Annotated in this window: 20 protein-coding genes and 6 tRNA genes; 24 read left to right on the top strand and 2 right to left on the bottom strand. The window is 46.3% G+C overall.

From position 1 onward, the window contains the following. Positions 1-23: 23 nt before the first annotated feature. Positions 24-677 carry a pyridoxine/pyridoxamine 5'-phosphate oxidase gene (locus DVH26_RS21910; RefSeq protein WP_239625362.1) on the bottom strand — a complete coding sequence of 218 codons (654 nt, stop codon included), beginning with the start codon at positions 675-677 and terminating at the stop codon, positions 24-26. A gap of 251 nt (positions 678-928) precedes the next feature. Here DVH26_RS21910 and DVH26_RS21905 point away from each other — a divergent pair, with 251 nt between their 5' ends. The 6 genes from DVH26_RS21905 (at position 929) to DVH26_RS21880 (ending at position 7,397) form a co-directional block, all read left to right on the top strand. After that, positions 929-3,313, top strand: coding sequence for a polyprenyl synthetase family protein (locus DVH26_RS21905; RefSeq protein ID WP_239625359.1), 2,385 nt, complete (start codon positions 929-931; stop codon positions 3,311-3,313). A 426-nt stretch (positions 3,314-3,739) separates the two neighbouring features. Next, positions 3,740-4,537: a DeoR/GlpR family DNA-binding transcription regulator gene (locus DVH26_RS21900; RefSeq protein WP_239625357.1), complete on the top strand. Its 798-nt coding sequence runs from the start codon at positions 3,740-3,742 to the stop codon at positions 4,535-4,537. Between the two features lie 374 nt (positions 4,538-4,911). Beyond that, complete coding sequence (locus DVH26_RS21895; RefSeq protein ID WP_239625355.1) at positions 4,912-5,070, top strand: hypothetical protein; 159 nt, start codon at positions 4,912-4,914, stop codon at positions 5,068-5,070. A gap of 393 nt (positions 5,071-5,463) precedes the next feature. Next, positions 5,464-5,715 (top strand): DinB family protein, encoded by a 252-nt coding sequence (locus DVH26_RS21890; protein WP_239625352.1) that lies wholly within the window; start codon positions 5,464-5,466, stop codon positions 5,713-5,715. 118 nt (positions 5,716-5,833) lie between these two features. Continuing rightward, entirely contained in the window at positions 5,834-6,655 is an 822-nt protein-coding gene (locus tag DVH26_RS21885; RefSeq protein ID WP_239625350.1) for an SDR family oxidoreductase, read from the top strand. Positions 6,656-6,797: 142 nt separating this feature from the next. Beyond that, positions 6,798-7,397, top strand: a complete 600-nt coding sequence (locus tag DVH26_RS21880) for a TetR/AcrR family transcriptional regulator (protein ID WP_239625348.1) — start codon at positions 6,798-6,800, stop codon at positions 7,395-7,397. A 140-nt stretch (positions 7,398-7,537) separates the two neighbouring features. Here DVH26_RS21880 and DVH26_RS21875 read toward each other — a convergent pair whose 3' ends face one another. Continuing rightward, complete coding sequence (locus DVH26_RS21875; RefSeq protein WP_239625345.1) at positions 7,538-8,179, bottom strand: NAD(P)H-dependent oxidoreductase; 642 nt, start codon at positions 8,177-8,179, stop codon at positions 7,538-7,540. A gap of 184 nt (positions 8,180-8,363) precedes the next feature. On the opposite strand from DVH26_RS21875, the gene DVH26_RS21870 reads away from it, so the two are divergent. From DVH26_RS21870 to DVH26_RS21785, 18 genes are all read left to right on the top strand, one after another. After that, complete coding sequence (locus tag DVH26_RS21870; RefSeq protein ID WP_239625342.1) at positions 8,364-9,245, top strand: sigma-70 family RNA polymerase sigma factor; 882 nt, start codon at positions 8,364-8,366, stop codon at positions 9,243-9,245. Positions 9,246-9,485: 240 nt separating this feature from the next. Next, positions 9,486-10,424: a hypothetical protein gene (locus DVH26_RS21865; protein ID WP_239625340.1), complete on the top strand. Its 939-nt coding sequence runs from the start codon at positions 9,486-9,488 to the stop codon at positions 10,422-10,424. A 184-nt stretch (positions 10,425-10,608) separates the two neighbouring features. Beyond that, entirely contained in the window at positions 10,609-11,454 is an 846-nt protein-coding gene (locus tag DVH26_RS21860; RefSeq protein ID WP_239625338.1) for an STM4015 family protein, read from the top strand. 2 nt (positions 11,455-11,456) lie between these two features. Continuing rightward, entirely contained in the window at positions 11,457-12,674 is a 1,218-nt protein-coding gene (locus tag DVH26_RS21855) for an STM4014 family protein (RefSeq protein ID WP_239625336.1), read from the top strand. Positions 12,675-12,693: 19 nt separating this feature from the next. Next, the gene (locus tag DVH26_RS21850) at positions 12,694-13,479 is read left to right on the top strand and encodes an STM4013/SEN3800 family hydrolase (protein WP_239625334.1); all 786 of its coding nucleotides are present in this window, start codon (positions 12,694-12,696) and stop codon (positions 13,477-13,479) included. 20 nt (positions 13,480-13,499) lie between these two features. Next, positions 13,500-14,876 carry an STM4012 family radical SAM protein gene (locus DVH26_RS21845; RefSeq protein ID WP_239625331.1) on the top strand — a complete coding sequence of 459 codons (1,377 nt, stop codon included), beginning with the start codon at positions 13,500-13,502 and terminating at the stop codon, positions 14,874-14,876. Continuing rightward, positions 14,873-15,727: an STM4011 family radical SAM protein gene (locus DVH26_RS21840; protein ID WP_239625329.1), complete on the top strand. Its 855-nt coding sequence runs from the start codon at positions 14,873-14,875 to the stop codon at positions 15,725-15,727. Before DVH26_RS21845 ends, DVH26_RS21840 begins: the two co-directional genes overlap by 4 nt. 18 nt (positions 15,728-15,745) lie before the next feature. Further along, the gene (cysC, locus tag DVH26_RS21835; protein WP_239625326.1) at positions 15,746-16,270 is read left to right on the top strand and encodes an adenylyl-sulfate kinase; all 525 of its coding nucleotides are present in this window, start codon (positions 15,746-15,748) and stop codon (positions 16,268-16,270) included. 76 nt (positions 16,271-16,346) lie between these two features. Beyond that, entirely contained in the window at positions 16,347-16,982 is a 636-nt protein-coding gene (locus DVH26_RS21830; RefSeq protein ID WP_239625323.1) for a pentapeptide repeat-containing protein, read from the top strand. 987 nt (positions 16,983-17,969) lie between these two features. Continuing rightward, positions 17,970-18,047: transfer RNA gene (locus DVH26_RS21825), tRNA-Glu, on the top strand. 3 nt (positions 18,048-18,050) lie between these two features. Further along, a tRNA-Gly gene (locus DVH26_RS21820) sits at positions 18,051-18,121 on the top strand. 147 nt (positions 18,122-18,268) lie between these two features. Next, positions 18,269-18,341: transfer RNA gene (locus tag DVH26_RS21815), tRNA-Lys, on the top strand. Between the two features lie 26 nt (positions 18,342-18,367). Beyond that, a tRNA-Glu gene (locus tag DVH26_RS21810) sits at positions 18,368-18,441 on the top strand. A 4-nt stretch (positions 18,442-18,445) separates the two neighbouring features. Continuing rightward, positions 18,446-18,522: transfer RNA gene (locus DVH26_RS21805), tRNA-Asp, on the top strand. Positions 18,523-18,526: 4 nt separating this feature from the next. Further along, positions 18,527-18,600: transfer RNA gene (locus tag DVH26_RS21800), tRNA-Ile, on the top strand. A gap of 221 nt (positions 18,601-18,821) precedes the next feature. Beyond that, the gene (locus DVH26_RS21795; protein WP_239625321.1) at positions 18,822-19,400 is read left to right on the top strand and encodes a ribonuclease H-like YkuK family protein; all 579 of its coding nucleotides are present in this window, start codon (positions 18,822-18,824) and stop codon (positions 19,398-19,400) included. 393 nt (positions 19,401-19,793) lie between these two features. Continuing rightward, positions 19,794-20,684, top strand: coding sequence for a phosphotransferase family protein (locus DVH26_RS21790; protein ID WP_239625319.1), 891 nt, complete (start codon positions 19,794-19,796; stop codon positions 20,682-20,684). 555 nt (positions 20,685-21,239) lie between these two features. Next, positions 21,240-22,481 carry an MFS transporter gene (locus DVH26_RS21785; protein WP_239625317.1) on the top strand — a complete coding sequence of 414 codons (1,242 nt, stop codon included), beginning with the start codon at positions 21,240-21,242 and terminating at the stop codon, positions 22,479-22,481. The last annotated feature ends 125 nt before the right edge of the window (positions 22,482-22,606 follow it).

Below are 22,606 nucleotides of genomic sequence, written 5' to 3'. Positions count from 1 at the left end.
CCTGCGGGACAGCTTTTTTCTTTTTATGTCCACAGCAATTCCTTGTTCCATCTATTTCCATTCCGCTGATATCTTAGCCTAACATGCTTGCGATCTTTGTTACCCTGCCAAAACTCGACAACACTAGCGTCAACTCGATATAAGGTCCAGGAAGGGGACACTATATCAGGGTTGTCTCGAAGGAGATTCATTTGTTCCTTTAAAGCTTCGTCGAACCTGTATCGGTCGTCTAGAACAGCGCTCTGTTTGCCGATCAAAGCGATCGCCCGGGCTATGATGCCCCGGTTCAAAAAATCTTTGGCACTGAGCTCTTGCCCCATAGGAACCGCTTGTCCACGAATTCTAACCTGCCTTCCGATTAATGACCAATAAAAGGTTAATGCGACCGACGGATTAGTCTCCATTTGCTTGCCCTTATTACTTTCTGAGCTCGATGCGAAATACCAGCCCTTGTCGTCGACGTCTTTCAATATAAGCACACGCGCGTCAGGAGTGCCGTCTGGATCTATTGTGGAGAGAGTCATGGAGTGGGGTTCATGCACGCCATTATCAATAGCCGTTTGAAACCATTCCAGAAAAAGCTCATACGGATCATCTTGTGCATCGTCGATAAGAAAAGCTGGTAAAGGACCTGCAAGTGATTGGAGTGCTCTAATATTTTCGCGAATTCGCTCCATATAATCATCACCCTCCGTAATGTGATTTAGCTTCCTTCAAGTAAAGCATATACAATATCAATTCATATGAATAATATATATTTATCGCAAAATCATATATTTCGTATATGTATATAAAACATGACAAACGAATCCAGCCCAACATCAGTCTGATTCCGTAACCAGCACTACGACTTTCACGTATACCAATGTAAACATAATCCCTTTCATGGATTCTTGTTAAACAAAAATAGAAGTCGAGGGACCGTCCTATGTATGAGGAGATTACGCTTCAAGCGGATTTGTGTTATCGGCTGGCCGAGCGCAAGGCGGCTCACTATTTTGCTTCGCTTTACGAGCAGGTTAAGGAACAATCGTACGTGTCTGCTTTGACCAAAGACTTTCAATTATGGAAGCAAAGCCATATAGGCAGCCATTCTCTGCTGTCCTTTTTTACAACAACGATTCGAAAACCGGATTCCCGGGACTATCACAACTATATAAGATGGTTGAACCATACTGGCAAACTGGATCGTTTCCTAGATCGGAGCGTCTCTTATATTTACATGCGGGATCTGGGGAAGTCGCTGAATGACCCCGCAGCCCAAACCCGGATTCACCAGGTTGTCGCCGATGTCAAGAAGCACTTGATCCGATCTACGTCGGCAAAAGAGGGGACAGCTCCGGAGTTTATGAGCTTGGCCGGACTGTACCGCTGGGCACAGAAGGAAGGGATAGAAGCTGCGATCATCTGGGTAATCGACAAGCTCCGTACCGTTGCTGCACACATTCCGAAGGAAATGAACGCTGAGCACTCGGTTCGCAAGCTTATCAAAATCATTACGGGGGTTGTTCTGCACGTAATCGAAGAGATGGGCGACCATACTCCCCCTGCGGAGCGTAAACGCAGACTGGATGAAGCGATAAGGCTCGGGTATTCGTACGGCTTGACTTATCCTTTTATTGACGATCTGCTCGATTCCCCAGTTTTATCCGTTCGAGAGAAAGAACAATATGGCCGCATGATCCGGACCGCTCTTCTTACAGGAACTGTACCGGATCCCGGGAAAACGACCGGACCCAACAAGGAACTGATCCGTTTTGTTCATGCCGAGCTTCGTGACGCTTACGTATATATCAAGAGGAATCAGCTTACTGAAACGCAGCGGCTTTTTTTCGAACAATCGTATATATTTTTTCATGCCCAAGATACTGACCGCGCAAAGGTACTCGCAAATCCGAATTACACGAACGAAGAGCTGTATGTGCCGATTATCTTGAAATCCGCTTATTCCCGGCTGATTGTCCGCTCTGTCATTCATGCCCCTGCGGACGACGATATCGATCAGCGAACCTTTTATTACGGTATCTATAATCAGCTTGCCGACGATTTTGCCGATATGTTTGAAGATATGAAGACCGGGGCGGTGACACCCTATACGTATTACTTGACCTACGGCGGACAGCGTCCGGATTTGATCAACCCCTTTGAGCTGTATTGGGCGGTCATCTCGCATCTGATCCATCATGTGTATGACGACGATGCCAAAACCCGGGAAGTGATTCTCGACCGAGCCGTCAACGGTTTAAAACGATGCCGTCAGCGTGTAGGCGTGGAACAATATAACGAAATCATAGCCGCGTTCACCTCCGGGATGCCGGAATTCAATCGAATGGTCCAACAAATGGTCAAAAAAGCGGACGATGTAGATTTCTTCGACAAGCTGCTCCGTGACCGGATGGTTACAGTTTTGAAAAACGACCGTAATGAAAAGCAGCAGTTTCTGGATACGGTCAAATCGGTCCGCCAGCAAATCAACAGTATGCTGCTCATTCCGAAGCAAGACGGGAGTCCGCCGATGAAGGACGCGTTGATCGACTCCGCGAATTACAGCCTCGAGGGGGGCGGCAAGCGACTGCGGCCCATACTGGCCTGGGTTATGGGAGTCGACGAATACGGGCTGCAGCCGGCTGCAATCGCTCCTCTGTTGAGATCGCTGGAATATATGCATACAGCCTCCCTGATTTTCGACGATTTGCCGTCGCAAGACAATGCGCCCGTCCGCAGAGGGCGTCCAACGCTGCACGAGGTGCACGATAGCGCCACCGCGGAGTTAACCGGTCTGTTTCTGATCCAGAAGGCGATCGAAGAGCAGTCTTCCCTCGTTGGGTTTGATGCCGAAGTCGTGATGGCCCTGATGAAATATTCGTCGCAAAGGGCGGGGGACATGTGTGCGGGGCAGGCCATGGATTTGCAATCCAAGGGGACCGTGCTGACACTGGAGCAATTGAACAGCATTTGTTATTGCAAAACCGGAATCGCCTTCGAGGCGTCGCTGGTCATGCCGGCCATTCTTGCTAAAGCCGACGCTGCGGAAATAGCCGGTTTAACGAAATTTGCCTATCATGCGGGCATTGCCTTTCAAATCAAGGATGACCTGCTCGATGCAGAAGGGGATCTGCAAGTGCTCGGTAAGCCCGCCGGCAAGGACGTTGAAAACAACACTTCGACTTTCGTGACCGTACTGGGCCGGGAGAGCGCCAAAAAAGAGATGTGGGAGCACTACTGCCTTGCGATGGAGGAGCTGAGGAAGCTGCCGCGAAGTCCTGTCTTCTTGAAGCATTTGCTGACCTACATCATTACTCGGGATAGTTAAATGATTATTTCAGGATAAGAAAATAAAAAAGTGCGATGCCATAAGGCATTGCACTTTTATTTGTATTTGTAAGTATGTTTTTGCCACGGTTTAATACAACAAGGATGTCCTCGCCAACAGGAAAACGGCTGTGTTTGTTTCCCATAGACTTTCCTCATGCCGGTTTTGTGATCAGATCGCAGTTTTTCATGCCGGGCAGATCGTTCAAATAGGCACACATTTGGAATTACTTCAGAATGTCAATGGGAAATATTATGAGTTGTGGAGTGCACAGGCTCAATATTATGCGGAACAAGCTGTGCTTTAAGTACGGCTCTCTGTGACTTTATCATAAATGGATCGGATTTGAGAAACTTTTCCCGAAGCTGCGACATTTACTGGACAATGCATTTTTGATACGATACTAAAATAGTAGCAATTTATTGCATGAGTACGGGGGAGAACGATTTGCTGGCACAGGAGAGACATCGATTAATCATATTGGAACTGGAGTCCAAAGGGCAAGTTACCGTAGTGGAATTAAAGTCACTGCTGCAAGTATCGCTCGATACGGTTCGCCGGGATCTTGAACGGCTGGAGCTAGAGGGCAAGCTGCAACGCGTACATGGCGGAGCCGTTTCCAAGAGGGAGGAGCTGGCTACTAATCAAACTTTCTTTAAGAGCAAAATAACGCAGAATGAGAGAAAACAGGAAGTGGCCATGCATGCGGTTGAACTGGTTAAGGAGTATCAAGCGGTTACTCTTAATGCCGGTACAACGAACATTGAAGTCGCCAAACGGCTCGCCGCTCGCTTCGAGAAGCTGACAGTCATTACGAATTCGCTTCGTGTCGCGGATATTTTGGCCCAAAAAAAGGGGTTTACGGTAATTGTTCCGGGAGGTTATCTGAATCACGAGGAGTTCTCTTTATACGGGAGATCGATTGAGGAAGAGATTATGAATTTCAATATCGATATTGCTTTTATCAGTATCAATGCGATTTCGCTTGAGAAGGGACTGACGGATTTTCGGCAAGGGGAGGCAGAGGTCATCAATGCGATGCTAAAAAGCGCCCGGCGAAAAGTCGTTGTTGCGGATTCGAGCAAGTTCGAAACCGTATCTTACTTGAATATTTGCGGATTAGATCAGATTGATACTATTGTTACAGATTCTTATATGGACGATACCCTATTGGACATGTATAAAAAACACAATATTTCCATCATAAACGCAGGCTCTTCGTAGCTTGCGTTTTTTTGTGGCTTTATCGCATATAAAACGGCATAAAAAAGCATTAAATATTAATAATACGTAAATTAATGCAATATGTATTGTTGTTTTGCATTTTTGTGCTCTATAATGGGTACTGTCAAAGCCAACATGAAATAGGGGGACTTGAGGAACTAAGAGAAGCGCATCACAGCAGTTTAATTGATGGGCTTGGACCAATGATTGGACTACATACGCTTGAAGAGAAATCAAGAATTCAAGAATGAACATGAACGCATTGCCAATGCGTGCCGGTAAAGTCCGAAATCGACTATCCGCTCACGAGGTCACTTATGTAAACGCAATGCGTGAGTCAGTTAGTGGCTGGTTCATGTAGAGTGTCTGACGTTATGCAGTTTTCGGAGCTGCATTCACGCAAGATATTTGGTGACACCAATGAGCTTGAACATAAATTGAATGAAGTCAGCGCGCAAAGCGGCAAGCATATTGATTCCAAGGCAGCAAGCTATTTGCTGCGCGACGCAAAAGCGTTATTGTCCAAACCGTGATGAGATAGGATAGCGCAAGCTTAATAAAAATTATAGCCTGCCGAATACATCGGCAGATTCAAGCTGTCGAGATGTTCTCGACAGCTTTTGTTATTGGCTTATCATGTGAACAAACCAGCTTGCGCACAATGGTTTTGGGAATCGGATCTGAAGCGGATGGAGCTACGACTTCACTCCCTTTTTAGTGAAGATAGTGGGAAAATAATATATTGTAATCAGAGTCTAGGTCCTGTTATAATTTCCCATAATCTATAGGGAAGATAATGACAGTAAAGAGAACAATACAGTTCATAGATCAAGAGCTTTCCCAAATCTTGACGGATTAAATACAATTTAGGGGAACTTGACCAGATTGATAAACATAAATCATTTGTCTGGGTTCGACCTGAACATATGGAGCCGGTAGGTGACAAAACGATATCAGAAATCAAAAGAATAATGGAAGAACAGATAAATGAATGCAAAGACATTCTTAGAGAAATACCAAATGGCGAAGGCATTTTATACAAAACAACCATGACAGTAAATAACCTTGGGAAGATTGATGTGTACCAATATATTTATTTTTTATGTCAGCATGCCAAGCGTCATATTACCCAAATGGAAAGTGTACGAGAAGAGTTTAGTAAAGTGAAAGATGAGTAGAATAACGTCATGTGCTATCTGTTCCGATTGACAAACAGAATAGCATGCAGCATAATTAGAATGAACGTTCGATCTAAAGCGATGCGGATTGTTTAATTTATTAAATGGAGGTTATATTATGAATAAAACTGTCTTTATTACGGGAACTAGCTCTGGTTTGGGTAAATTAACAGCGATCCGGTTTGCTGAAATGGGCTGGAATGTAGCGGCTACCATGCGCAGACCTGAGGAAGAAACGGAGCTTACGGCTTATGACAATATTCAAATTTTCAAGCTTGACGTCACAAAAATAGAGCAAGTTCAAACCGCAGTCGATCAAGCCATAGCCGCATTCGGGAAAATTGACGTCGTTGTTAATAATGCCGGCATGGGCACTTACGGTCCGTTGGAATTAGCGGAAGAGGATGCGATCGATTGGCAGTTCGCCGTTAACGCTCGGGGGCCGATCAATGTCATTCGTAAATTTTTGCCCCATTTCAGAGCCAATGGCGGAGGTATGTTTATTAACATCAGCTCCTTCATGGGAGTAACAACTGCGGTGCCGCTCGGATCGCTGTACAACATGTCCAAATTCGCATTGGAAGGGCTGACGGAAGGTCTTTATTATGAACTGAAGCCATTGAATATCGAGCTTAGATTGATCGAGCAGGGCGGTTCAACAGGCAACAATTTTAAAAATAATATCACCTGGAACCGCGATGAAAATATAACAGATTATGATGATCTGATGACGAAAGTACAAAATTTAATGAACACTTCAGAGACCAGCAGCCAATTGGATGATCCTCAGGTTATTGTGGATGCGATTGTCGCACAAGCTACGGGAGAGAGCGATAAATTCCGTACCGTCATCGGGTCGGCAGGCAACGAGCTGATGGCTCTTAGAAACTCCGTACCGATTGAAGAGTATTTAGAGATTATAGCTAGAAATTATATGTAACCCGAGTCTAAAAATTATATCCTGTAATTTACGATGGATATCTTAGACGTTAGAGGAGAATCGGTTGCATTGACTTAAGAAGATACTTGGTGTAATCTGAATAGAATGAACGTTCGATTTAACGTGAGAAAGGAGGAGTCGAATGTTTGAAAGATACAACAAGGTGCAGCGATCCGTCCTCGAAACGACACTGAACATCATCATTAGGAAGGAACTGCAGGCTACCTCCATGTCGCTAATCGCCAAGGAATCTGGAGTATCGACAGGAAGTATCTATCACTACTTTCAAAGCAAAGAAGATATTGTTAACGAGCTGTACAAAGCCATTGTCACGTTTAACGGAGAATATGTGCGTGAAGGTTTATTGCAGGGTAGGACGATTCGTGAAAAGTTCGAACTGGGTTGGAGCCGAGTTGTCGACTTGGGTAAGCAATACCCGCAGGGCTTTCAATTTATTGAGCAATATTCCTTCTCACCTTACATTTATGACGAAGTGAAGCAAGAAGTCTACACAGGCGGCTGGTGTGGGCCTATGAACCAATTGTACGAGGAAGCGATTCAGCAGAAGCTCTTTATCTCATTGAATCCGAAAATGATGGTTCAGATGCATTATGGGCAATTTGTTTACTTGCTGAAAGCCGAGCTACACGGTATCTACGAATTAACCCGCGAAAGCGTTGCTGAAGCAATCCGTTCCTGTTGGAATGCTGTGCGCCAAATGGATGATACAGTGATGAAATAAACGAAGCTAGTGAAATGAGGCTCTGTTTCAATTAGCATTTACTCCTATAGCGTAGCGGATACGTTAGTACATGAACGAAAAATGAAAAAAGGCAGCGGTCTATTCCGTTGCCTTTTTCAATCTAGTGACAAAACAGAGTCTTAGAACGCTACAGCAGCCTCACGTGCGCGTTGGAGAGCCCTCTCTACAATTACGGACGCTTGGTCAGCAGCCGCGGCCATACCTTCTACAAAGATGCCTTCGAAGCTAGAAACCCCAAGAAAATCCATTATGTTAGCCAAATGGCGATGTCCCATCTCCAATTCAGCATCAGCTGATCCAGGAGATAAGATGCTTCCGCTTGCTTGAATGTGAACCGCCTTTTTAGTATTCAGCAAGCCGACCCGTCCTTGACCCGGAATATATCGAAATGTCTTTCCGGCAACGCAGATGGCATCAATATATGCTTTCATAACGGGCGGATAGGAATAGTTCCATACCGGACTTACAAATACATATTTATCCGCAGCAACAAATTGGTCTACCAGCTCATTGAGACGACTTACTTTTGATCTCTCGGCAGCAGTCAATGTATCGAAAGTATTGCCTGCCCCCAGCTTGGACCAACCGCTAAAAACGTCAGCGTCAAGCTGCGGAATATCCATTTGATACAGATCAAGATGGATCACTTCATCATAAGGATTTGAAGAACGGTAAGACTGTACGAACTCTCTGCCTACGGCCATGCTTTGAGAAATGTTATGATCATGCGGATGTGCCGTGATGAATAATACGGTTGTCATATTGAAATTACCACCTTCGATTTTATTGGCTTTCACTTCAATGACGAATCGAAGCTTAAGGTATGTGACAAGTTAGCAACTATAGCAGTGATTTTCAATGAAACATTTGTGGTCTGTCACATCATGTAGTTTTCATCCGTCAATATTATAGGACCTCTAATATAAAGGTGAAGGAATAGGAATAATGAGCGAACTTGAATGGATGGCGGAGCAATTCGAAACACACCGGAGTCACTTGTTAGCGGTTGCTTATAGAATACTAGGATCGTTGGGTGAAGCGGAGGACGCCGTACAGGAGACTTGGCTGCGGTATAGCCGGGCGGATACTTGCGATGTCCAGAATTTGGGTGGATGGCTCACCACCGTAATCTCACGGTTATGCCTGGATATGCTGCGCTCACGTAAATCAAGACGTGAGGAATCGCTTGAATCCCACATGCCCGATATGTATGAGAGCTATAAGGATAAGTGCGACCCTGAGCATGAAGCACTGTTGGCCGATTCAGTGGGTTATGCGCTGCTTGTAGTGCTCGACAAATTGAACCCGTCGGAACGTGTAGCCTTTGTTCTCCATGATATATTTGCCCTGACGTTTACAGAAATCGCCCCCGTCGTTGGAAAGTCCGAGGCCGCAACCAGACAACTAGCGAGCCGGGCACGCCGCAGGGTACAGGGGACTGAGACGGCGCCTGAAGGTGATTTGGTGCGTCAGCGGAAGCTTATTGAGGCTTTTCTGGCTGCCGCGCGCGCAGGCGATTTCGAGAAGCTGATTGCTGTGCTCGATCCGGATGTGGAGCTTCGTGATGATCGCCGTGCAGGAGCGTTGGCTGTAACTCGAGGCGCAAGAGCTCTTGCCGAGCAAGTGTCGGGACGTATACAAGCGGCTGCACAGATCGCACTGGTGAACGGATCCATTGGTGTCATAGCAGCTCCTCGCGGAAGGCTGCTTTATGTACTCAAATATACGATAAGGCAAGGGAAAATCGCCGAAGTCGACTTGATATCCGACCCAGCAGCTATCAGACGACTCGATCTGAAGGTGTTGGGCAGTGTTTGGAGGTACTGAACATGAACCGCTCTTATCCGTTTGACAGTTCAACTCCAAACAAATTTGGAACAGGGGCTATTCGGTCCGTATTAAGTGATAACCAATTGCTCGACGAAACCTATACGTTCACGATGCTTACGGGAAACACAAATCATGTATTTCATGTTGACCATAATCTAGGCTCCGACTATAATATTCCACAAATCACCAACAAGTCGAACCTTTGCTTTCTCGAGGGTAAGAGAAGGAGTGAGTCTTTTGGAACCTGAGTATTCAGCTGACCTTGAAAGGATACTGAAAAGACTTGAGAAGTCTGATTTGATAACACTCTTAACAGAACAATTATCAGGCAGCGATCTCAATACGCTTCTTTTGAAATTATTTAATGAAAAGGCTAAACAGTCCTCTCCAAATGACCTGCTTAAGAGATACACAGAAAATCGGTTTGTTAAACCGGCCAAGATAGAGCCAATTCAGCTAAAGCAGCTGGAAATGGATATTTTAAAAATTGCCGTGAATCAGGGTGTTTCCCCGCTCCAACTGTCACCTGTTGCCCCTTTGGGCTGTGCCTCTGCAGTAGGGACAGTTGATCAAAATAAGGTCATTTCCGCATTAAGGGGGACGGAAGTTGTTTCGGATGCGACGAATCTTATCGCTCTGCATATCGCAGATTTGATAAAATCCAACAAATGCTCAAGAGAGGATTTCTTGCGATTTTGCACTACTCATAGGCATGTGCGGGCACAGTATTTTGGTGATACTCCAGGGTTACTCACTCACTTTCATTTATTCTGTATGGTGTCATCCGGGGTTGACCAGGGTTCATACAACTTTGAAAAACAATCATTGTGGGAACATATAGAAGTATACCGAACGATCTTCAAATCACTTTTCAATTCTAGTATCGAGGTTATTGTTAGTGAACGGGACGGGTATAAAGACAGTGCTGGTTTGGTATCCAGAGTCGTGGAATACGGACATGGATTACAATTAGATGATGTGGTCATCAGCATAGGGAATCCCAAAAAGGAAAATCAATACTATAAGGGTCTGCAATTTACTATAAAGACCGTTATCGAGGATAGGGAGTATAACATCGGTGATGGAGGCTTTGTAGACTGGACACAAAAAATGCTCGGAACTAAGAAGGAGCGATTATTAATCAGTGCGATTGGATTAGATAGATTACTAGTATAAACAATAATGGAGATCCCTGTTTAGGCCTTTACGGTACTTGGCAGGGGTCTTTTTTGCACTCTGTTCGCCCAGCGAGAATTCGGTTAATGGGACGCTTTTTAATTATTTGGCATATATTTGAAACGCGCGTCATTGGCTTTTATAATGGATGAAAGGTCATTATTCATTATCAGGAGGTATTCCCATGTCCGAATGTAAACTATCTGTCGATTATGATCAATACGAGAATGGAGTCAAAATAGTAGAGTTAATAGAGGAGCTTGCAGCCAAGGAGGAGTGCATGCAGGTAGAAAGTCTCATCATCGGAGACTGGGGCGGCGCTTACGAAAATGATTCCAGTGAAATTGTCGATGCGCTTGTACGCTTGAAAGACCGCTTCCCGCAGCTGCGCAGCTTGTTTATCGGCGATATGTCCTATGAAGAATGTGAGGTCTCCTGGATTAATCAATCTAACCTGGGGCCGATACTGACAGCGTATCCCGAGCTTACATCCCTTACTATTAAAGGAAGCACGGGCCTCAGCCTTGATCCTGCTCACCATGACAAGCTGGAGGAGTTAACCATCATTTGCGGAGGGCTTGGAACAGACGTCATTACCAGCATTAGCGAAGGCAGCTTCAGGAGCCTGAAGAAGCTGGAGCTTTATCTTGGGGTTGAAGAGTATGGATTCGACGGAAGCCTTGAAGATGTACTCCCGCTGATCGAGCCCGGAAAATTCCCGCAGCTTACCTATCTTGGGCTCAAAGACAGTGAAATTCAAGATGAAATTGCTATTGCATTAGCCGACGCGCCTATTCTTGAGCAATTACATACGCTGGACCTTTCCATGGGTACGTTGTCGGATAAGGGGGCCGAAGTACTTATCCAGAGCGAGAGGGTAAAGAAACTGGAGCTGCTTGATTTAAGCTATCATTACATGTCGGATGAAATGATGAATCGTTGGGAGCAATCAGGCCTCAACGTAAATATCAGCGATCAGCAGGATTCTGATGACGACGAGGATTATCGCTATCCTTCCTTGACGGAATAACGATGAAGTCGATGATTGTAATCGGCAATGCCGGTAATAGAAGAACTACCGAACTGCAAGCGGCAAGAGTGCGGCTGGGGTTGCCCCCGGCCCTTGTTTTGAATTATATCGATCTGCTGCAGGGAAAAGCATCCTTGAGCTCGATAGCACAGAGCCTGGGCCGAACGATGGAAGAACCGCCCTTGCTGCGGCTCGACGCACCAGGGGAGCATTTTGAAGTGGAGCGTGAGCTTATTGCACTTGGCGCTCCTGATACGGTAAGCCCTTCTATTGACGAGCGTTGGCATAGGTATAGCAAAAGCGTTGTTCAGCCTATTTCGGGAAGAACGGCACAAGGGTTGAAGGAAATCAAGGGCAAGCTGTATCATCCCTCCCAGTGGTTTCGAGGATATTGCAGACTGTTATCCCGATTGGACAGGGAGGCAGGAGAACTATGGGATACGCCGCGATGGATGAATGCTCCTGAGGATATAGCCGCCATGTTCGATAAGAGGTTTACGCACCGGCTCCTATTATCATCCGGATTGCCGGTGCCAAGAAGATTAGCGCCGCCGGAAGCCATTCCGGATTACGATACGCTGCGAGATACGATGGCAAATGAACGAACATACCGTATATTTATTAAGCTTGCAGCCGGATCCGGCGCTTGCGGAGTCATTGCGTACCAAGTAAACCCCGCTACAGGCGCGGAATCAGCCGTGACTACAATAGGTGTGGAGAATTATCAATCCAGACCTCCGTTATTTTATAACGTTAAGAGGCTGGTGAACTATAAAGAACGGCAAGTCATACGCCAGATCATCAACTGGTTACTGGGGCATGGCGCTCATATAGAGCAATGGATTCCGAAAGCGTCTTATCAGAATCGCACGTTCGATATCCGGCAGCTCGTCGTAGCAGGCAAGTCATGTCACAGTATTGCCAGGGTTAGCAGTACCCCTATAACGAATCTGCATCTGGACAGCGAGCGAATGAGCTTGGAGGAAATGGGTCTGACTCGCGAACATCAAGATGTCGTGCGACAATGTGCCGAGCAAACGTTATCGGTATTTCCGCATTCTGCTGTTGCAGGCATAGATGTATTACTGAGCAGCGGTTCCTATCGGCCTTATATATTGGATGTCAATCCGTTCGGAGATTTGCTGTATCATAGTCATTATAAAGGACATGACCCTTATGAGTGGGAAATGAGAATGGCTTCAGTCCCTTCGACTATCTAAATGGAAAGGGATCACCACGATGTTTAACATGAATGAAATTGTAGGAAGTCATGATATTCTCATGATTACGCTGGATACGCTGCGCTATGACGCCGCCGTAATGGAGGAAGACAACTGCCCGAATTTGTGCGGCGGCAAACCTTGGGAATTGCGGCATACGCCGGGCAGCTTCACCTATGCGGCTCATCATGCTTTCTTTGGCGGATTTCTGCCAACTCCGGCGACGACAGAGAAGTCGGAGCATGTTCGATTGTTTCACTCGAAAAATACGGGATTAAAGACGCATCCGTATACATGGCAATTTGATTCAACGGATATCGTATCCGGCTTGCAGGCAGAGGGCTACCGTACGATCTGTATCGGCGGAGTCATCTTTTTCACGAAAAAAGTTCCGCTGGCCAAAGTGCTTCCCGGATATTTTCAGGAAAGCTATTGGCGGATGACCTTTGGGGTCACAAATCAACGCTCCACTGAGCATCAGGTGAATCATGCCATCAAGCTGCTGCACCAATCGGATCAGTCAGAGCGTCTGTTTCTGTTTATGAATATTTCGGCGATTCATGGCCCGAATCATTATTTTGTGCCAGGAGCGAAGAAAGACTCGGTAGAGTCGCAGCGCGCGGCACTCCGTTATGTTGACGGTGAACTCGGTCGATTGTTTCAAGCATTCAGAGAACGGGAGCGTCCTGTTTTTTGTATGGCGTTCTCGGATCATGGCACCGCCTACGGTGAAGATGGCTACAACGGTCACAGGCTTGCGCATGAGGTCGTGTGGAACGTGCCGTATCGCGAATTTATTTTGTAAGGTGGGAGGAGAAGATCACCATGAGCCGTACGGTCTACCCTAATTACTCGGACATCATCCGGAATCCGGAGGCTCTGCGCAGCTGGAAGGACAGCATAACAACAGAGCCTTACCGGTCTTATCTGTACTCTTATCCGCACAAAACCTCTTATCGAGAATTGGAGACGAAGCTGGCGCTTTCTGAGCTATGGGGCAAGGAGTTGGCAGAGACGTTCTTTTTATATATGCATATTCCGTTTTGCGGGGCTCGCTGCGGCTTTTGCAATTTGTTCACCCTGCCAGATAAGAGAGCCGATGTACATGCCGAATATGTGGATGCTTTGGAAAGACAAGCTAAACAATGGGCTCCGTTCATTCGAAATAAGCCGGTTGCACGGTTTGCTATCGGCGGGGGAACGCCGACTTTGCTTGAACCAGTTCAGCTTGAACGTTTGTTTCATATTGCTGAACATGTGATTGGCATGGATCCTTCCAGCGTATCCATCTCAGTAGAGACATCTCCCGAAACCGTTACCTCCGAGCGCCTCAGTATATTAAAAAACAGGCGAGTGGATCGAGTCAGCATGGGTATTCAAAGCTTTATTGAGACTGAAGCGGAAGCGATCTATCGCCCGCAAAAGCCGCAGGAAGTCGAAAGAGCTCTGGAGCAGCTCAAGCGGTACCAATTTCCGATCCTGAACTTGGATCTGATATACGGACTTCCCGGTCAAACCCTTGATTCATGGATGTATTCTTTGGATAAGGCGCTGTCTTATGAGCCGGAGGAGATATTTATTTATCCTCTGTACACGCGTGAGCATACGATTGTAAAGCCGGAGCAGATAAGGCGGAGTGGCGAGGACCAGAGAGTAAGATTCTATATTGCAGCGCGGGAACGTTTGCTTAAGCAAGGGTATACCCAGTACTCTATGCGCAGATTCGCCAAAGCGGAAGCGGGTTCGGAGAAACGGCTGCTTCCTTACGGCTGTCAGGAGGAAGGCATGATTGGGCTTGGCTGTGGTGCCAGATCTTACACACGAACGGTCCATTACTCCTCGCGGTACAGCGTAGGGCGTTCTGCTACTGCGAGCATCATTGCCGACTATGTAGCTGCGGCCGACTACACGCAGGCAGATTACGGCATTGTGTTGAGCAAGGATGACCAGCAGCGCCGCTTTATACTGAAAGCGTTGCTTCATACGGAAGGCTTGGCATTGAGCAGCTATTCGGATCGGTTCACAACGTCAGCACTTATCGATTATCCCGAATTGAATCTGCTTGTACATACGGATCTTGCTGTTATAGAGAATGAGGTACTGCGATTGACGGAAGAGGGGCTTATGTACTCCGACGCCATCGGAGATTGGTTCATCTCCCCGGATATACGTGCCCGCATGGAAAGCTGTGTGGTCTCATGAAGGTGACGATTTATTTCCGCGGAAGCTTAAGCTCATGCAATTACGACTGCCCGTACTGTCCATTCAGCAAGAACACGGACAGTCAAGATACATTAGCTAAGGATCGGCTGCAGGTGCAGACCTTTGTCGACTGGGTAAGGAAGCAAGCGGACCGCGGACATCGGCTGTCCGTGTTTTTTAACCCTTATGGTGAAGGACTTACACATCGTTGGTATAGGGAAGCTTTGGTTGAGCTGTCCCACATGCAGCATGTCGATAAAGTCGCGATTCAAACGAACTTATCCGCCAAGCTCGATTGGGCATGCGATTTGAATCCGGCGACTGCTGCATTCTGGGTAACCTACCATCCCGGACAGACGGAGGAAGAGCGGTTTTTACAGCAATGCCGCAAGCTCTACGTTCAGAAAATCCCTTTCAGTGTAGGCTGTGTCGGCGTCAAGAACGCGTTCCACTCCATTTCTTCCATAAGGAAGGCATTGCCTAAAGATGTCTACATGTGGGTCAACGCATACAAAGATAGACGGGATTACTATTCTGCCGAGGATGAAGCGTTTTTGACCCAAATAGACCCGTATTTTGTTCTTAATACGCTGGATTACGACAGTATGGGCAAGCCGTGCCGAGCTGGACAAACGGTATTTTATGTCCAGGGAGACGGGCGTGTAAAACGCTGCTACAAGGATCGTCAAGTGATCGGAAATCTGTATAAAGATGGCCTGGAACGATTATCCCAAGAACGTCCGTGCCGAATGAGGCAATGTGATTGCTATATAGGCTACATTCATATGGAGGGGCAACCGTTCGAGCCTATATACGGGGACCGCGTACTCGAACGGATCGCTATTTTATAGTAAAGGGAGAACAGAGTAATGAATGGGACGGCGGTTTGGTTAACAGGTCTTCCAAGCTCTGGAAAAACGACTACCGCATTAGCTTTGACCGCTGCGCTTCAGGAAAGAGGGGTTAGGGTCGAATGCTTGGACGGCGATGAGCTTAGACGCAAGGTAGGACAAGAGCTTGGGTTCAGCAAAGAAGATCGGATGGAGAATATTCGTCGCGCGGTCTATATTAGCAAGCTATTGAACCGCAATGGGGTTACGACGGTCATCTCAATGATCGCACCCTACTTGGAAATGCGGGATTATGCGCGCGCTGAGCTGGAGTCCTACGTCGAAGTGTATGTGTATTGTCCATTGGACGAATGTGTACGCAGAGATGTGAAAGGCTTATACGCCAAAGCGAGAAAAGGTGAAATCATAGCATTTACCGGGATTTCCGATATCTATGAACCTCCAGTAAGTCCGGAAATCACGATCCATACGCACACGAGCAGTGTGGACGCGAATGTGCGCCAGATTGTGGACTATGTAGTAAATGAACATCGCCAGCTGTAAAGGCGATGTTTTTTCTCCATGGACCGGGAATGATATAAAGTGCTTGTCTAATCAACCAAGCTAGGATGGAGGCAAAATGAATTTTAAAATGGAGCAGCCCAAAATTACCGTTGAGTTACTCGAATCAAGGTCTATTGACTCATTAGAATCCAGAGAAGAGCTTAGTAATGGGATTATTGAAAATATTACAATCGAACATCAGGAAGCAAATAGGGTTTCCTTGGAGAAAATGATCTTTAGAAATGTGACCATTACGGAGTCATCGTTGGAACAAGTCGAAATAACAGATGTTGTTTTCGAGAAATGTGATTTTTCTAATGTACAGTTTCCTTCTTCCTTCATTCACCGTACTGAATTTAGAAATTGTAAGCTTATTGGCACCAACTTTTCTCAAAGCAGGCTACAAAATGTCCGGTTTCTGAATTGTATGGGTGATTTTTCGAATTTTCGCATAGCCAACTTTAAGCAGGTGAGCTTTGAGGATTGTTCATTAATCAGCGCAGACTTTTTTACTGCGAACTTTCAAAAAATAGCATTCGCCCGTTGCAATATGGATCAAGCTTATATGATTGGAACCAAGCTTAAGGGAGTCGATCTAAGCGATTGTAACTTCGAGGTATTAATTGTGGAGGCTAAGGATCTGGAGGGTTGTATTATTGCCGGTCATCAGGCTTCAACCTTCGTAGGGCTTTTGGGGGTAATGATTCGATAGGCTCTCAAGAATTTTATTGACACAGAAGATGCGGTTGTTTTAAGATGAGAAAAATTAAAGTACACGGAAAGGAGCGTGAGCGGGATGAAAAAGGCACTTTACCTATTAGGATATGAGAGCATTCAAAAGTGGAGCCTAACCGAGGGCGACCATTCAGTTTTCAATGCGTTAAAACCTTTTTCTTCGCCACGCGGCCTATTATCGATATCCGATCACCTCTGACAAAAATGGGGATCTGCAAGCAAATCACGTTTATTGCAAACGCGTATTTGGTTGGATACGGGAAGACCGCTCTGGAGAAGCGGTCTTTTTTGTTTTATCTACAAATGGAGGAAAAAAAGAAAATATGTTAAAAAAGGGTTGACATTAAAAATTCCCCATGATAATATCATAAACAGTAAAGCGGTAAAACATTAAAGCGGTAATGCGAGATAGTATTTTGGTACTAAACCTACAAGGAAAGGAAGGGATAGGCAATGAGAAGCCAGTTATTCAACAATCCGTCTAAGCAGGACTATGAACAGCCAAAAAAGTATCACGAGAACACTTTTGATCATAAGCAAGTTTGGTGCGAGAGCAGCATTAAGGGGCAATTTAGCGATGTTCTTGAGGCCTATTTCCAACCAATCATCAGTAGCTTTTACGTACCATGTTTGAGCCTTTCCATCCTTAGAAGAGGAGGAATGGCGCTAACGTGACCATGAATCACGGACCGTTCCGAATCTGAATCCGTGCATACATTGATATTGTGCGTAAAAGGCTACTTGCGACCTGGCAAGTGGTCCATTGGTGCTTGTCCTTTATTCTTGGGGCAGCGACTTGAATGGAACCACGACGGGCTAAGCAGCCTTTTTTATACCCTTGGATAGAACGTATGTTCTGTAGGAGGGGTAAGGCGCCTGTTGGATGGAGAAGCTGGCTGACACGGCAATCGTAAACTCATTATTCACAGGTTCTAATTCTGTTCAGCCCTTCCAATCATATTATGGCGCATTAGGCAAGTGGTCTAAGCCACAGGACTTTCAATCCTGCATTCGCTCGGTTCGAATCCGGCATGCGTCACCAAATGCGGAATTAGTTTAATGGTAGAACGGATGCATTCCAAGCATTCAGTATGGGTTCAATTCCTGTATTCCGCACACTAAAAGTACATATAAAAAGCGGTTCGCAGAGTGTGAGTCAGCCATGAGTTTGGGTTCTGATGGGTGGTTGAACGAAACACAAGCTGTAAAAAATCGGTGGGAGCTTAACCCGCTCCTAGCAAGGATTTACCGCATCCACATGCTGCCGTAGCTCAATCGGTAGAGCAACTGACTTTTAATCAGTAGGTTGAAGGTTCGATCCCTTTCGCCGGCACCAAATATCTTCTACCACCATCAAGATATGACGTAGTGGTGAAGCGGCATAACACACCTGTCTTTCGAACAGGGATACGCGGGTTCGAATCCCGTCTACGTCTTCACGGTTCCATAGTTCAGTTGGTTAGAACGCTGCGTTGTCAGCGCAGAGGTCAGGGGTTCAAATCCCCTTGGGACCGCCAATATGCTGTCGTAGCTCAGGAGGTTAGAGCGCTCGGCTGATAACCGGGAGGCAGGTGGTTCAAGTCCATTCGACAGCAGATTTTAAAGATGATCAGTAAAAAGCGCGCTGGTTCCTATCCAGCCAGACTCATATCTTGTGCATGTGGGGAATAGATTTTTAAAAGCTGCATACCACACCTCGCCTGTGGTTTCAAGCTCCACCATGGTTAGACACAATGCGTTGAATCAATCCCATCAAGGCCCAGCAAACAAACCCAAACGAAAGGAAGAAGCGAACCTTGCATTACAGGTGAATCCCATGAAAACAAAAAGACGACAATTCCCATTGATTCATGAAACGACATTCCGCAATACAACTGAACAGAACCTTGAGTTTGGAGACGTAATGGATCGGATTTCGCGATTCATCGAGTGCGATTCAAGGGCAGTATATGATCTCGTGGTTACGACTGACGCTCAGACACATCCCGGCCATACGAAATTCGTAAGCTACATTGTGGTGTATCGAGTAGGACGAGGCGCTTGGTTATGCAGCCGGCAAGTGATAATTCCGAGAGAAATCTACTCTGTTCAAGAAAAATTGTCATTGGAAACGACCTTCAGCCAAGAAATTGCCGCTCAATTCGGTTATGCCGAACGTGAACGTCTCGAGAACATCATCTTACCGTATATCGACCAAGGGGCAGATATCCGCTTCATGGTAGATATTGACGGAGGAACCGGCGCTAAGAATAAGACGGCAGCTTATCTTTCGGAGATGGTTAGTCGAATTGAAGCAATGGGTTTAATCGCTAGGGTTAAACCAGAATCGGTAATGGTAAGTGTTGCTGACCGCGAAACGAAAAAGCCTTTTCGGTTACGAGCCGCTTCTTCTTAACAGGATATCTCCTTTAAATTGACGAAGAAAGCCCGGGAAATCCCCAGGCTTTCTTCTATTTTTGCTCATGAGGCTTTGGTAAATCGATATTCCGTTGGAACTTATTTGCAATTTCTGCGTCTATAATAAAAACTGAAGATCAATGAATCATGTCTTAGAAAGGATTCTCTCATGGATACCCTCACTGGTTTCTTAATTTTAGGTGCTTTGTTTGGTATTTTTGTTGCTATTCAAAAACTTAATTCAAATGTTATTACACAAATTGATCAAAATGAGAAGATTATTGAGTTACTTAGTGAATTGAAGGAAAAGTAACGGGATGTCGAAGCAAGATCCAGAACTTATTACAGCTGCGAAAAGCTGGATGAAGGTATTTATATGGAGGCACTGAATTTGGATAATCGGGATAAGCAATGGATTAAGCAGAAACTGGATATTGCGAGAGCGGAGCTAGGGGAGCTAGTTTTTCAGGAAGTTGAGTACATTACCACAGGCTGCGAGAAAGACGTTCTGATTCTGGATAAAAAGACAGTTATTGCTTTCTTTCGTGATGGATTACAGTTCGATCAATATCATGTCCGACAGGAGCTAATTCGCAGATTAGCAGGGCAGACGGAGGCTATTTTGCCAGAATGCCTGTATCTTTCTCCGACCCAACATTTCGTGGTAGAAAAATACGTGCCGGGATATCGAATTACTCCTCAGTATGTGGAACAACACTCGCAATATGCACAACAAATTGGGCGATCCGTTGGAAGTTTTTTGAAACAGCTTCATATGAAATCAGAGCGCAGACAGGCCTTGCCAAGCCGTTTTGAACAAGATGTTCGGAATGATATGAATGACGGGGTTAAGCTGCTGCAAGCCAAACTGTCACCATCAGAGATGGAACAAGTGATGCATTTCCTGTGTAAATATTATGAAGTTTCAGCTTCGGTTCCAACTTGCATTGTGCATGGAGATTTCCACTATGATAATATTCTATGGGACGAGAGAGCCGGTAGGCTCGGGATTATAGATTTTAGTGAAGCAGGAATGGAAGATCCGGCATTGGATTTTATGTATATGTGTTATTATCCTAGAGAATTCAGACACGCGGTATTTACGGAGTACGGTTCAGAAGATGCAACGCTCTATGAGAGAAGCCAAATGTATGACAGGATCTACGGATTATATGATATGATCGAAAACCTCCAGGGGAATCCGCGAAAACCACACTTTGAAAAAGGGTACACCAGATTTTTTTATAGATCGCAAGATTATAAACTGTTCAAACTTGTTTAGACTAACATAGTTGGAGAAAATATTGCGGGTGGAAATAAACAAACGAATACCGTGGTCTTGATTTCTTGTGAGTAAGGGGATAATTCAAGGGGGAAATGGCGGTAGCTTGGAAAAATCAGGTTCTACAACTCGGGCACAGTCTATTACAGTTATTGAACGTATTATGTCCATACAATCCGGTAGATCGCTAGAAATAGACCAGGAAGCCGTCAAAAGCGCAGAGAAAGAGCTTGCAAAAATATCAATATTATTTTAAGAGGGCAAGACTAATAAATATCGGATGACAAGACATTATCTCAAAGAGCCGCGCATACCGCGGCTTTTTTTATTTTTTTGGATCAGACTCTTGACAAGCCCAAATTTCTGATATGAAAGCACTATCAGGTACTGCAAACGGATACCGGAGAGAGCGTGTAAGCCATCTCTATACTCCAATTCGATAACGGAAATTATCCAAAAGGATCATACACCCGGCTGCGGAAACATGATATGATGTTGGCGAATTAAATGATAATTGTTATCAATTAAACCTCAGAAAGGGCAGTGACGGTATCTTTGGAAGCAGCAAACCAGGTTGGGTGGGGCAAAGCGAATTTCGGCATATTATGGGGCGGCTATTTTTTGTCCGTGTTCAGCTCCATGGTCATTGCTCCGATGCTGCCGTTTTATATGGAGCAGATGGGAGCCGAGGACGACGCCTCCGTGCTGCTGTGGAGCGGTCTCGCCTTGGCAGCTTCGCCGATCTCGGCGGCGCTAACGGCGCCGCTTTGGGGACGGCTCGGGGATCTGACCAGCCGCAAAATGATGATCGTGCGGGCGCTTTTCGGATCCGCACTTGTATTGGCGCTGATGGGCTTTGCCGCAACGCCGTTTCAGCTGTTCGTGCTGCGCTTGCTGCAAGGCGCACTTGGAGGCGTCGTTGACGCCGTGTCCGCCTATGCCGCTTCAGAAGCGAAGCCGGGGGAGCAGGGCAAAGTACGGGGCAAGCTGGAAGGGGCGCTAGCCGCGGGATCCATGCTCGGTCCTCTGCTTGGAGGCTTGCTGCTCAGTCTTGTCGGCTTTCAGCCGATGTTTATGCTGCTCGGCTCAGTACTGGGCATGTGGACGTTATTTAGCTTGCTGTTCTTGAAAGAAAACAAGCTGCAACGCAGAAAGGCGTCCGTCGTATCGTCCCGGATGAGCAAGCAGTGGATTCATCTATTAAGCGAGCCTAAGGTACGTCATTTTTTGCTGGCGGGCATTCTGGCGAATTTCGGCGTTTTCGGCTTATTGACGGTTACGCCCGTGTACGTGAAGCAATTGGTGGAGGATCCAGCGCATACGACTGTATGGGTAGGTGTCCTGCAGGCGGTCAACTGGGCGTCGGTATGGCTTGCGTCATCCTGGTGGGGCAAACGAAATGATGTCCAGCCGGTGCGGCTTAATTATGCGGTGGCTGCCGTCTTGTGCGGCTCGGCTATTATGCTGCAAACGGCGGTTCCGAGCGTCAGCTGGCTAATTCCGCTGCGCATCTTGCAGGGCTTTGCCTCCAGCGCGCTGATCCAATCGGTGTTTTTGACGATAACGCGCTCATCTGCTTCGGACCAGTTAGGATTTCGAACGGGGCTGTCCCGCAGCTTATTATTTACCGGGCAAATCGCAGGCCCGATGGCCAGCGGTACGCTAGGCAGCCTCGTTAGTGCGTCCGCCATCTTTGCTTTGCACGGGTTGGTCATTGCCGCCGGCGGCCTGCTGGTCTGGCTGCTTGGGCAGAGTAAGGAAGCTGCACAGCCGTCGCAAGAAACGGCCGGCCGATGATAGCCATTCCACAGACGAATGGGACTATCGATGCGCAAGAATGAAACTGTGAAGCTTGACCAAGCTTGAACGCAGTCCTTCAAACGGATAGTACGGTGCAAAAAAATGGATATTTCAGACCATGG

This window comes from Paenibacillus sp. H1-7, assembly GCF_022354825.1.
GTDB lineage: Bacteria > Bacillota > Bacilli > Paenibacillales > NBRC-103111 > Paenibacillus_S.
The sequence above is the reverse complement of the archived record's forward strand: the minus strand, read 5'-3'. Positions and strand labels throughout refer to the sequence as shown.

Bases quoted from the DNA above. Each gene is read 5' to 3' on its own strand.
- DVH26_RS21795 (WP_239625321.1), top strand. From the start codon at position 18,822: ATGAAAACAAAAAGACGACAATTCCCATTGATTCATGAAACGACATTC.
- DVH26_RS21870 (WP_239625342.1), top strand. From the start codon at position 8,364: ATGAGCGAACTTGAATGGATGGCGGAGCAATTCGAAACACACCGGAGT.
- DVH26_RS21895 (WP_239625355.1), top strand. From the start codon at position 4,912: ATGCAGTTTTCGGAGCTGCATTCACGCAAGATATTTGGTGACACCAAT.
- DVH26_RS21850 (WP_239625334.1), top strand. From the start codon at position 12,694: ATGTTTAACATGAATGAAATTGTAGGAAGTCATGATATTCTCATGATT.
- DVH26_RS21875 (WP_239625345.1), bottom strand. From the start codon at position 8,179: ATGACAACCGTATTATTCATCACGGCACATCCGCATGATCATAACATT.
- DVH26_RS21900 (WP_239625357.1), top strand. From the start codon at position 3,740: ATGAGTACGGGGGAGAACGATTTGCTGGCACAGGAGAGACATCGATTA.
- DVH26_RS21840 (WP_239625329.1), top strand. From the start codon at position 14,873: ATGAAGGTGACGATTTATTTCCGCGGAAGCTTAAGCTCATGCAATTAC.
- DVH26_RS21905 (WP_239625359.1), top strand. From the start codon at position 929: ATGTATGAGGAGATTACGCTTCAAGCGGATTTGTGTTATCGGCTGGCC.
- DVH26_RS21845 (WP_239625331.1), top strand. From the start codon at position 13,500: ATGAGCCGTACGGTCTACCCTAATTACTCGGACATCATCCGGAATCCG.
- DVH26_RS21860 (WP_239625338.1), top strand. From the start codon at position 10,609: ATGTCCGAATGTAAACTATCTGTCGATTATGATCAATACGAGAATGGA.
- DVH26_RS21890 (WP_239625352.1), top strand. From the start codon at position 5,464: ATGGAGCCGGTAGGTGACAAAACGATATCAGAAATCAAAAGAATAATG.
- DVH26_RS21885 (WP_239625350.1), top strand. From the start codon at position 5,834: ATGAATAAAACTGTCTTTATTACGGGAACTAGCTCTGGTTTGGGTAAA.
- cysC (WP_239625326.1), top strand. From the start codon at position 15,746: ATGAATGGGACGGCGGTTTGGTTAACAGGTCTTCCAAGCTCTGGAAAA.
- DVH26_RS21910 (WP_239625362.1), bottom strand. From the start codon at position 677: ATGGAGCGAATTCGCGAAAATATTAGAGCACTCCAATCACTTGCAGGT.
- DVH26_RS21855 (WP_239625336.1), top strand. From the start codon at position 11,457: ATGAAGTCGATGATTGTAATCGGCAATGCCGGTAATAGAAGAACTACC.
- DVH26_RS21880 (WP_239625348.1), top strand. From the start codon at position 6,798: ATGTTTGAAAGATACAACAAGGTGCAGCGATCCGTCCTCGAAACGACA.
- DVH26_RS21830 (WP_239625323.1), top strand. From the start codon at position 16,347: ATGAATTTTAAAATGGAGCAGCCCAAAATTACCGTTGAGTTACTCGAA.